At 72.3% G+C, this 10151-nt stretch carries 12 protein-coding genes; 3 read left to right on the top strand and 9 right to left on the bottom strand.

The genetic code is table 11. From position 1 onward, the window contains the following. Positions 1-352: acyl carrier protein (locus AC08OX_RS10420; RefSeq protein WP_476607625.1), on the bottom strand; the 352-nt coding region annotated here is incomplete at its 3' end. A gap of 782 nt (positions 353-1134) precedes the next feature. Between AC08OX_RS10420 and cbiE the strand changes: the two genes are divergently transcribed. Continuing rightward, on the top strand, positions 1135-2673 hold the full coding sequence (gene cbiE / locus AC08OX_RS10415) for a precorrin-6y C5,15-methyltransferase (decarboxylating) subunit CbiE (protein WP_476607624.1): 1539 nt from the start codon (positions 1135-1137) through the stop codon (positions 2671-2673). 499 nt (positions 2674-3172) lie between these two features. Here the strand turns inward: cbiE and AC08OX_RS10410 are convergent, their stop codons facing one another. From AC08OX_RS10410 to AC08OX_RS10400, 3 genes are all read right to left on the bottom strand, one after another. Further along, positions 3173-3448, bottom strand: a complete 276-nt coding sequence (locus tag AC08OX_RS10410) for a hypothetical protein (RefSeq protein ID WP_476607623.1) — start codon at positions 3446-3448, stop codon at positions 3173-3175. Beyond that, positions 3418-3588 carry a hypothetical protein gene (locus tag AC08OX_RS10405; RefSeq protein ID WP_476607622.1) on the bottom strand — a complete coding sequence of 57 codons (171 nt, stop codon included), beginning with the start codon at positions 3586-3588 and terminating at the stop codon, positions 3418-3420. The genes AC08OX_RS10410 and AC08OX_RS10405 overlap by 31 nt, the downstream gene beginning before the upstream one ends. A 117-nt stretch (positions 3589-3705) precedes the next feature. Further along, the gene (locus tag AC08OX_RS10400) at positions 3706-4614 is read right to left on the bottom strand and encodes a FadR/GntR family transcriptional regulator (protein ID WP_476607621.1); all 909 of its coding nucleotides are present in this window, start codon (positions 4612-4614) and stop codon (positions 3706-3708) included. Positions 4615-4811: 197 nt separating this feature from the next. Here AC08OX_RS10400 and AC08OX_RS10395 point away from each other — a divergent pair, with 197 nt between their 5' ends. After that, positions 4812-5285, top strand: a complete 474-nt coding sequence (locus AC08OX_RS10395) for a polysaccharide deacetylase family protein (protein ID WP_476607620.1) — start codon at positions 4812-4814, stop codon at positions 5283-5285. Positions 5286-5424: 139 nt separating this feature from the next. Continuing rightward, the gene (locus tag AC08OX_RS10390; RefSeq protein WP_011437362.1) at positions 5425-6111 is read left to right on the top strand and encodes a hypothetical protein; all 687 of its coding nucleotides are present in this window, start codon (positions 5425-5427) and stop codon (positions 6109-6111) included. Between the two features lie 59 nt (positions 6112-6170). Here AC08OX_RS10390 and AC08OX_RS10385 read toward each other — a convergent pair whose 3' ends face one another. The 5 genes from AC08OX_RS10385 to AC08OX_RS10365 all read right to left on the bottom strand — a co-directional run bounded on the left by AC08OX_RS10385 (position 6171) and on the right by AC08OX_RS10365 (position 10013). Continuing rightward, the gene (locus tag AC08OX_RS10385; protein ID WP_476607619.1) at positions 6171-7172 is read right to left on the bottom strand and encodes a CAP domain-containing protein; all 1002 of its coding nucleotides are present in this window, start codon (positions 7170-7172) and stop codon (positions 6171-6173) included. Positions 7173-7249: 77 nt separating this feature from the next. Then, on the bottom strand, positions 7250-8116 hold the full coding sequence (locus tag AC08OX_RS10380; protein ID WP_011437360.1) for a 5-oxoprolinase subunit C family protein: 867 nt from the start codon (positions 8114-8116) through the stop codon (positions 7250-7252). A 24-nt stretch (positions 8117-8140) separates the two neighbouring features. Continuing rightward, a complete protein-coding gene (locus AC08OX_RS10375) occupies positions 8141-8869 on the bottom strand; it encodes a 5-oxoprolinase subunit B family protein (RefSeq protein WP_476607618.1) in 729 nt (242 codons plus the stop codon). A gap of 10 nt (positions 8870-8879) precedes the next feature. Then, positions 8880-9785 (bottom strand): LamB/YcsF family protein, encoded by a 906-nt coding sequence (locus AC08OX_RS10370; RefSeq protein ID WP_476607617.1) that lies wholly within the window; start codon positions 9783-9785, stop codon positions 8880-8882. Between the two features lie 12 nt (positions 9786-9797). After that, complete coding sequence (locus tag AC08OX_RS10365) at positions 9798-10013, bottom strand: hypothetical protein (RefSeq protein ID WP_476607616.1); 216 nt, start codon at positions 10011-10013, stop codon at positions 9798-9800. Between the last annotated feature and the right edge of the window lie 138 nt (positions 10014-10151).

The raw sequence follows: 10151 nt of genomic DNA, 5'->3' as shown, positions 1-10151 counted from the left end.
CGTCGATACCCAGCAACTCACGGCGCAGATGGTCGGCTAGGGCCTCGGGGGAGGGCCGGTCGAACAACAGCGTGGCGGGCAGGCGCAGACCCGTCGCCGCGGACAGTTCGTCTCGCAGCCGATCGGCGATGCCGCGGTACACCCCGAGACCACGCCAGGAGGACTCCCGGCCGAGGATGGCCGCGTCGCCGCTGCGCTCGGTCAGCACGGCGATCCGGCCGGCTATCAGGTCCAGCAGGAGCGCGCGCTGGGCCGTCTCCGATCGGCCGGCCAGCCGCAGACGCCACGCCTCGCTCGCCCCACCACCGGTGCCGCGCGGCGATCGTGCCTGGATTTCGCGCGTATCGCGCATGCAAACTCCCAGCGTCCTATGCAATGAGGAAACGACGCGTCGGCGACAGCCGCGTCCGTCGCCGGGCGTTCGCCTTCGTTCGTTTCGGCGACGGGTCGACGGACAACGAAGAAGGCCGCCACGGACCAAAGCCAGGGCCAGCCGTCAGCGCTCGGTACGGAGTGGGACAAAGTCCCGGAAAGCCGGGGCCGAGAACGACTTGGAATATCTCCTCTGGACGCGGAAGGGTATGGCTCAGGCAACCGGCGAGGAGTCGGAGCGCGGAGCCGTCCGCTCTCCGTCGAGAGTGCGACGCCCCCATCTCCTCAGGGTACGACCATGCCGGCCGGGGTGCGTGTCGTCGGTCACGTGTGAACAAGCATGAACGCCATGGTGCCCGACGCTGCGTTTGGGCTTCAAACGCCCTGGCGCGATCGGGCCATGTGAGAATTTACCCGGCCATCCTATGCGCAGGTCCCGGAGCGCTCCTGGTACCTTGGCGTACAGATGTCTGCTCTTCCTGTTCCTGGGTTCGTAGGTGATCAGGCCTTCGAAGGCCACACCGATCGCGGAGCCGGCGTGCAACGTGTCGGGGATCGCATTTCACCAGGAATTGCTACCCGATACGGCGGTGATTTTCCATCCCATGGCCGCCGGCGGCTGATATACTCGCGGACCGCTGCCGCGGCTCGGTGGTGGGACGCGGTCGCGGGGCAGGTGGCGGAGGTCGCCGACCAGGCCTGTCCGGACGAGGCGCACAGCTATTCTTGATCCTCCTGGCCGACGCGCTACGCTCGCCTGCTGTGTCCGATACTGCCGTCACGTCGGCGACCGCGCCCGGATCCGGTGACGTCACCGGATCCGGGTCCCCCGGGCCGGTGAGCTCCGCCGACTCCAGCTCCGCCGACTCCAGCTCCGCCGACTTCGGGGCCGACTCCATCCCCTCTGCTGTACGCGTCACCGTGGTGGGTATCGGGGCCGACGGCTGGGCGGGGCTGGCGCCGACGGCACGTGAGGTGGTGCGCGGGGCCGCCGTGCTGTTCGGCGCCGATCGCCAGCTTGCCCTCGTGCCCGAAAGGATCGACGGCCAGCCCGTTGGAGGCCGGCGGGTGTCGTGGCCGTCCCCGCTGCTGCCGGCCCTGCCCCGCCTGCTGGCCGGGCACGCCGGCACCGGCGCTCAGGCGGGGCAGGGTGAGCTCTGTGTTCTCGCGAGTGGTGATCCGATGTTCTTCGGGATCGGCACCACTCTGGTCCGGCTGCTGGGAGCGCACCGGGTGCGGGTCCTGCCCCATCCTTCGTCGCTCTCCCTGGCCTGCGCGCGGCTCGGGTGGGCCGTGGACGACGTCGACGTGGTGAGCGCGGTCGGACGTCCCCTCGCGCAGGTGCAGGCCGCACTGGCGCCGCGTCGACGGCTGCTCGTCCTCAGCTCCGACCGGGCCACGCCCGTCGAGTTCGCCACCTTGCTCGTCGGGCGCGGGTACGGCGAGAGCCTGCTGACGGTTCTCGACCGGCTCGGGGGGCCGGACGAGGCGCGCCAGAGCGCCCCCGCCTCCGCCTGGGTCGAGGCCGGTGCCCGGGCCTGGGTTCGGGCACCGGCCGCCGTGGAGCACCCGGGCGGGGCCGCCTCGGCCGTGCCGCCGGGGTCAGCTGTGTCGCAAGGGTCGGTCGTGCCGCAGGTGCCGTTGCGCGAGCCGGCGGACCTCAACGTCGTCGCCGTCGAGCCGGTGCCCACGCCGTCCGCCCCGCACCGCTCGCGGACGCCGGGCTTGCCTGATGACGCGTTCGAGCACGACGGTCAGATCACCAGGCGGGAGATCCGGGCGGTGACCCTGGCCCGGCTCGGACCGGTCCCGGGCGAACTGCTGTGGGACGTCGGATCGGGCTCGGGCAGCATCGCGATCGAGTGGATGCGTACCCATGGCACCTGTCGCGCGATCGCGATCGAGCCGCGGGCGGAGCGCGCCGACCGGATCCGGCGCAATGCCACGGCTCTCGGCGTGCCGGCGCTGCGGATCGTGCCCGGCCGGGCGCCCGAGGCCCTGGCCGGGCTGCGGGCGCCGGATGCGGTCTTCATCGGGGGCGGCCTCACGACCCCCGGGCTGCTCGACGCCTGCTGGGCGGCGCTGGGCGGACGTGGCCGGCTCGTCGCCAACGCCGTCACCCTCGAATCCGAGGCGCTCCTCGTCTCCTGGCACGCCCGCCTGGGCGGTGATCTGGTCCGGTTGTCAGTGAGTCGGGCGGCCCCGATCGGTGGCTTCACCGGATGGCGCCCGGCGAGGCCGGTGACCCAGTGGACGGTGTGGCCCGCCGCCCACCGATCCGTCGATCCGTCGAAAATGTAGAGGGTTAGGAGCGGCCGCGGCAGGTCGACCACGGCGAGAAGTGCCACCGTCCGGCCGACCACCAGCCCGATCAGGTCCGCGTTCCGCCCGGGATGCTCCGCCTGGATACGGGCGGTCAACGCCAACTCCAGCCGGGCCACGAAGGACTCATCAAGCCCGGACCCCTTGTCGAACTCAGGCCGGTCGGCACCGTTCATAGCCGGTTCCCCGCTGTCAAGGCCGCATGCCGGGACAGCGACATGACCTCCCACATCGTGTGTTCCACCCACCGGCCACCGCCGCCCAGCAGCCGAACCCGATGCGACACCGGCATGATGCCGACCCCTTTGAACGGCCCGCCACCCCCGAACTCCTCCGGCCGCAGCGCACACCCGACCGTGCCGCAGCGCACACCCGACCGTGCCGCACCGCTATCCCCGGGGCATCCAGCAGCCCGAGCACGCCGACCGGCACCGCGGCCACCTCCACCGTCACCAGGCAGGCCAGCCCGCGACACCCGTCACCAGGCCAGACGATCCCGGCCCCGCACCGGCACCTCACACTCCAAGCGGGCAAAATGCTCGTCCTCCCACCGGCTCACGGCCAGAACCCCCGTCCAGCAGCCGGCCTCCTGACCAGGGCAGACGCACCGGGAGAGATCGTCGCGAAAGTTTTGTACCCCGTTCCACCGGACGAATGTTTCGGCCCGCAGGGCGATTGATATCGCGTACCCGGCTGCCTCCAGGGCGGAGACGACCGCCGACGTCAACTCCGGGAACTCGTCGCGCGCTGCCAACTGGTGAACAGGCCGACGTCCCCGCTCGGGCGGGAGCCCATCCCGTGGGCCTGGACCGCGTAGCCACCCGCGAGCGCCAGCCCGTACCGCCCCCCGGCAGCCAGAGCGATCTTCGCGATCCTTTCGTGTCGCGGCTCCATGCCCGCGCCTATGCGGCGGCGGTGGCCCGGCCGCGGCGGCGCGGGCTGAACTGTGGAAGGTGCTGGACTGTGGGGGGTGACGGTCTCCAGAGCGTGCCCAACCCCCTACAGTTCGATTCAGCCGAGCAGGTCCAGCACGCACCGGTCGGCCGGACCGCCGGGGATCGCGTGGTCGGGGGCGGCGAGGTGCCGGTGCCAGAGATCGGCGGCGCCCTGCGTGTCGCCGGCCTCGATGAGGTCGATGAGCGTGGCGTGGATCCGACGGGTCGCACGGGCGGACGATCGGTCATCGGTGGTGACCTCGGCAAGGCTGGTCTCCTCCGGACGGTTGTCGGCACCGGGGTGACCGCCGTGGCTGTTTGTGAGCTCCACGAGATGCAGGAGCATCCCGGTGATCACGGTCAGTGACTTGTTTCCGGTCAGCTCCACCACGGCCAGGTGAAAGGCGGCCTGGGCCGAGGCGAGCGCGACGGGATGGTCGGCGGCCTCGTCACCCTCGTGGAGGAGCTGGCGCAGCCGGGCGACGTCGGCGGGATCACGCCGTTCGGCGAGCAGCGCCGCGCACGGCGGCTCGATGACGGCACAGGCCTGGTGGACGTCGCCCAGGGTGGCGCCGCGGTGTTCGAGGACGAGACCGGCGTAGCGCGCGGCGACCTCGGGGCTCGGGGTGTGGACCCGCGCGCCGCCGTGGGCCCCGCGCCGCACGAAGATCAGAGCTTCCGCCTCCAGCACCCGGAACGCCTCGCGCAGGGTGGGGCGCGAGACCCCGAACTGCGCCATCAGCGTGGGTTCGGGCGGTAGGGCGTCACCCTCGCTGAGCTCGCCGCGGATGATCCGCCGCCGCAGCTGGCTGGCGACGAGTTCCGCGGTCTTGGGTACCCGCACCCGCTGGCCGACCGGGGACGCGGCGGCCGGGACGTGGGCGGGCGAGACCGGGGGCGCCGGGTTCGGGGTGGCCTCCGTGGTGGATGCCCCGGCGACGGACGTGCCCGGGATGGTTCCCGCCGGAGCGGCTGGCCATGCCATGAGCGGTCCTCCTGCACGGCGGGCGTCGATTGTTGCCTAATGATCGTCGGATATCGGTGGACTGTGTGGCATATTTATGTTAAAAGACGACGATTCATCCGAATTATCGGCATCGTGGCCTCGACATCATGCGTGTCGAAAGAGTGCGCCCGATCCACAGCACGACTCCGACGTGGCCTGACGTGATAGGGCCTGACGTGCTTGATCCGAAGCCCGACCGTCTCGTTCCTTCGCGCGGGTGCTTGTCGGCCGCGGTCGCCCTGACGATCGACGACGGTCCGCATCCGGTGTGGACGCCGCGGATGCTCGACGTCTTGCGCCGCAACCGGGTCCAGGCAACGTTCTGCCTGGTCGGGGCCCAGGCACACGCGCACCGGGACCTGGTGGGCCGCATCATCGCCGAAGGGCACTCCGTCTGTAACCACACGATGACCCATCCCCAGCCGTTCAGTCGTCGCACACCGGCGCAGATCCGGGCCGAGATGGTCCGCGCCCAGTCGGTCATCGTCGACGCGGGTGGGAAACCGCCCCGGCTCTTCCGCGCGCCGGGTGGTGACTGGTCGCCGGCCGTGCTCGCCGCGGCCGCGAACCTCGGCATGAGCGCGATCGGCTGGGACGTGGACCCCGGGACTGGGCCCGACCGGGCACGCCGCGGATCGTGCGCTCGCTGACCGCGGCGCGGCCGCGTCCCGGGCCGCGACCGGCGGTGATGGTGACCTGGTGTTTCGTGGATCGGGGTTCGCCGTCGGTGAGGGTTCATCGGCACCGGGCGGGGCACGTTCCTGGCGTTGGCCACCGAAGGAGCTCCTGATGACCCACGTCGCCGACATCGACTCCCCCTGGTTGGGCGCCTGGCATATTCCCCGCAGCCGGGGTGTGGTCAGTGGTCTGCTGCTGATGCTCCTGGGCGTGTGGGGGGCGCTGATTCCGTTCGTCGGGCCGTACTTCGACTTCGCCTTCACCCCGAACAGCGCCTGGACCTGGACGTCGGCCCGCTTCTGGTTGGAGGTGCTGCCGGGTGCCGCCACATTCGTCGGTGGGTTCCTGCTGCTGATGAGCTCCACCCGGGGCACCGCCGCGCTGGGTGCGTGGCTCGCGATCGTCGCCGGCGCCTGGTTCGTCGTCGGCCCGACGCTGGCGGGACCCTGGGACCTCGGCGCGCTCGGCCGGCCGGTCGGTGGGTCCGCCCGGCAGGCGCTCGTCTGGATCAGTTTCTTCTACGGCCTCGGCGCCGTGATCCTCTTTCTCGGTTCGACCGCGTGGGGTCGGCTGAGCGTGCGGGGGGTGCGCGACGTGGCCGCGGCGCGCCGTCAGCGGGAACTGCGGGAGCAGGCGGCCATGCGTCCGGGCCCCCTGGCGGAGTCGGAGGTCTATCCCAGCGACCGCCTCAGTGCCCCGGCCCCGGCCGAGGGTGCCCCGGCCGAGGGTGCCCCGGCCGAGGGGGCCGAGGAACGCACGGGCGCGTTCGGCCGTCATCGGCGCCGCAGCCACCGCTGACGGAAGGATCCATCGGGGAGGAACAGGGGAAGTGTGCGTCTCAGGGTGGGCCGTGCGTCTCAGGGCCGGCCGTGCGTCTCAGGGCCGGCGGGGTGCCTCGGCCCGGAGTGGTTTCGTGGGTCGGCGCCGGCGAAGTCCTGCGTCCAGTAGGTGCCGTACGCGCCGCCGGTGGCGTAGCTCACGCCGATGGCGGTGAAGGCACAGGTGAGGATGGTCGCCCGCCGATCGGCGCTGTCCATCCACATCTGCACGGTCCGAGCCGCGGTGAGCGATCCGGCGGCGATGTTCTCCCCGACGAGATCGGCGGTGTATCCGCGGGCGGCCAGCCGCTTGTCGAGGCCGCGACCGTCCCTACCGGTGTAGCCGAAGTAGCCGTTCGCCGCCATGTCGGTGCTGTGCGCCTGCGCCGCGGCTGCCAGCCGGGCGTCGACCGTCAGCGCGCCGCAGCCCGCTCGGGCCCGCTCGATGTTGGTCAACCGGACCACCTCGGCGGCCTCGGTGCCGGTCCGGGGCGGGGCGACGGGCGGCGTCCGCCTCGGAGCCGGCGCGGACGTGCTCGTGCCCGGTGCGACGCTCGTGCCCGGTGCGACGAGGGGTGCCTGCGCCGGAACCGGCAGGCGGGTATCGTCCGGCAGGCCCGCGGACGGTTCGCCGGTCCGCGACGGTAGCGGGGTCGTGGCCGTGGCCGTGGACAGGCCGGACGACGCCGTCGACGATGTCCTCGCCGGCTCCGCGACCGGCTCCGCGACCGGCTCCGCGACCGGCTCCGTGGTCGGGTGCGGGTGCGTGGTCGGCCGCGTGGTCGGCTGGGCGAACGACCCTGCGGTGAGCTCCGTGCGCGCCGCCCCGGACGGGTGCGGCGGGACGGGAGTCGCGGCGATCGTGATCTCCTGGTCGGCCCGGGCTCCCGTAGACGGCGTCGCCGACGCTGCCCTGCCGGCGGGAAACGCCTGGCAGGCCGTGGTGAGCGCCGCTGCGAGGGCGGCCACGGACGCGGCGGCGATGACGGTCGTGAACCGAAGCGAACCCAGCCGAAGCGAACCCAGCCGAACCGAACCCATAAGGCCTCCTCGGGTCTCCCCCCCCGGGAGCAATACGAGCAAAGATAACTAATTCCGCGTGTGGCGCTCCTCGCCTGTCATCGTGTGGTCCAGCTGTGGTAGGGCCGGAACCGGATGCGCTGGCCGGGCCGGCACTGCGCGGCCAGGTGCAGATCCTCGGACGCGACGACGCCCAGCATGGGATAACCCCCGGTGACCGGATGGTCGACGAGGAAGAGGACCGGCCGCCCGTCCGGGGGGATCTGGATCCCCCCGGTGACGACGGCCTCCGAGGGCAGCTCCGCGGTGATCCGGCGGCGCGGCGCCGGCCCGACGAGACGTACGCCGACCCGGTCGCTCTGGGCCGTCACCTCATAGGACGCGGAGAACAGCGTGGGCAGCGCGTCCGCGGTGAACCAGTCGTCGCGGGGGCCGGCGAGGACCCGCAGGGTCGGTTCGTCCGGGTACTGGGCGAGCGGGGCGAGGTCGACGGTTGGTGGGTCCGCGCTGTCGGCCGCCCGCGGCAGCCGCCGACCGGTGCTCAGCGGTTGCGGACCGATCCCGGAGAGGGTGTCACTCGATCGTGAGCCGAGCACCGGGGGGACACCGATCCCCCCGCGAATTCCGAGGTAGGTGCGCAGGCCCCGGTCGGGTGCCCCGATCCGCAACAGCGCGCCGGCGGGCACGTCCACCGGGGAGTACATGCTGATCTGGCGACCGGCGAGTTCCAGCGGGCACGGCGCGCCGGTCAGCGCGATCAGCGCCGGATCCGTGAACCGTGCGGTGAGGCCGCCGTAGGTGAGCTCGACCGCCGCCGCGGTCGCGACGTTGCCGACGAGCCGGTTCGCCAGCAGCAGACTGCGACGGTCGGCAGCGCCGGACCGGGTGATGCCCAGGTGCGCGAGCCCGGGCCGGCCGAGATCCTGGACCGTGGCGAACGGACCTGGCGCGACAATTTCGATCATGAAATCCCGATCATGATATTTCGATCACGACATCGACCGGGCGGCGTCAGCGATGAACCGCACCCGCGTGCCCGGGGCCAGCACGGCGGGCGGCTCCCGGTCGGGATCGAAGACCCGCAGGTCGGTATGGCCAATCAGCCGCCATCCGCCGGGCGAGGTCCGCGGGTAGACACCGCTGAACTCGTCGGCGATGGCGACCGCGCCCGCGGGGACCCGGGTGCGCGGGCTGTCCCGGCGTGGCACGCGCAGCGCCGGGTCGAGGCCCGCGATGTAGGCGAAGCCGGGAGCGAAGCCACAGAACGCGACCCGGTGCCGGCCACGTACGTGCCGGTCCACGACCTGCGCCGGAGTCAGTCCGCTGAGCCGGGCGACCTCGGCCAGATCGGGACCGTCGTAGCGCACCGGTATCGTCACGACGTTCCGGTCGAGCGGGGGACCGGCCTGCGGCGCGGGGCCGGACGAGGGATCGGGACCGGCCTGCGGCGCGGGACCGGCCTGCGGCGCGGGACCGGAGGAGGGCGTGGGGCCGGACGTGCCGGGCTGAGCCCCGGCGGCGCGCAGCAGGGCGGCGCTCAGGCGTCTGGCGTCGGTCGCCGCGGGATCGAACGCGACCAGCACCGTCCGCGCCGCGGGAACCAGTTGGATGATCCCGACCGGGGCGATCCGCCGCAGCCGCGCATAGAGGGCCTCGGCCTCGGTCAGGCCGGCCACCTCGACGAGCAGTGCCTCGTCACCGCAGGGCAGGATGCGCATCGCGATCCTCTCAGCTGAACGGGATCAGGGGGACACCCGCGTCGAACAGGGCTTGGCGCAGCCGTCTGACCATCTCGACCGCGCCCGGCGTGTCCCCGTGCACGCAGAGAGAGCGGGCGCCGACGTCCACCGGTGTGCCCTGCTGGCTGACGACCACGCCCTTGATCGCCATCCGCACGCCGCGCGCGACGATGACGTCGAGATCGTGCAGGACGGCGCCGGCCGTGCGCCGGGAGACCAGAGTGCCCGCGGCCGTGTAGTCGCGGTCGGCGAACGCCTCGCCGACCGCGGTCAGGCCGGCCTCGCTCGCGCGCCGCAACCACGCCGATCCGGGCAGGCCCAGGACCGGCAGCGTCGCGTCGTAGCAGCGGATGGCCTCGACGACGGCCTGCGCCTGCTCCTCGTCGGTGACGATGGCGTTGTAGAGGGCGCCGTGCGGCTTGACGTAGCGAACCCGGTCGCCGGCCGTCCGGGCGAAGGCGTCCAGCGCGCCGAGCTGATAGAGGACGTCGTCACGTAGATCGTCGGGGTCCATGTCGATGCGGCGACGACCGAAGCCGGCGAGGTCGCGGTAGCTGACCTGGGCGCCGATGCGGACTCCGCAGCGGACCGCCTGCTCGCACGTCCGCCGCATCGTCGCGGGGTCGCCGGCATGGAACCCGCAGGCGATGTTGGCGCTGGTGACCAGGTCGAGTAGGGCCTCGTCCTCGGTGAGGCGCCAGACCCCGAAACCCTCGCCGAGGTCGGCGTTGAGATCGAGGGGACGCGGCCGATCCGCCGGAGGCGGTGGTGCGACGGGATGTGCCCGTCCGGCCGGAGGCGGTGGCTCGACCGGGTTCGGTGGATCGGCCTCCCCGGTGGTCGCCCGGTCTGGCCGAGGTCGCTCCCGCCTGCCGGGATCTCGCTGGTCGCCCATGCTGCCAATTGTTCACCACCTCGGCACTGGCGATCCGCCCCCGTCGGCACGGTGGCGGGTGAGCCATCTGGTCACCTTGTGCGGCTTGAGATCCAGGCCGGCCAGGATCCTGCCGACCTGAGGGGCGGATATCGGGGCGAAGACGGTGCCCGCGACCTGGGCGGCGATCGCCGCATGAGTCCAGGTGACGGCGGGCCCGGGCGGGGTGGCGGTGGCGACCACCGCCACGCGCGCCAGGTCGTCATAGCGGCGCGGGTGCTGTCAGGTTCTCTGTGTGCGGGTTCGTCGGGTAGATGATCCGTCGTACCGCCGCCGGGAACGGTCCGGACAAGATCGCCGCTTGACAGTTGGAGCCGTGGGATGGCT

This window comes from Frankia sp. CoBUL1 (assembly GCF_978021245.1).
Note: the sequence above shows the minus strand (reverse complement) of the source record. Positions and strands in the feature narration are given on the sequence as shown.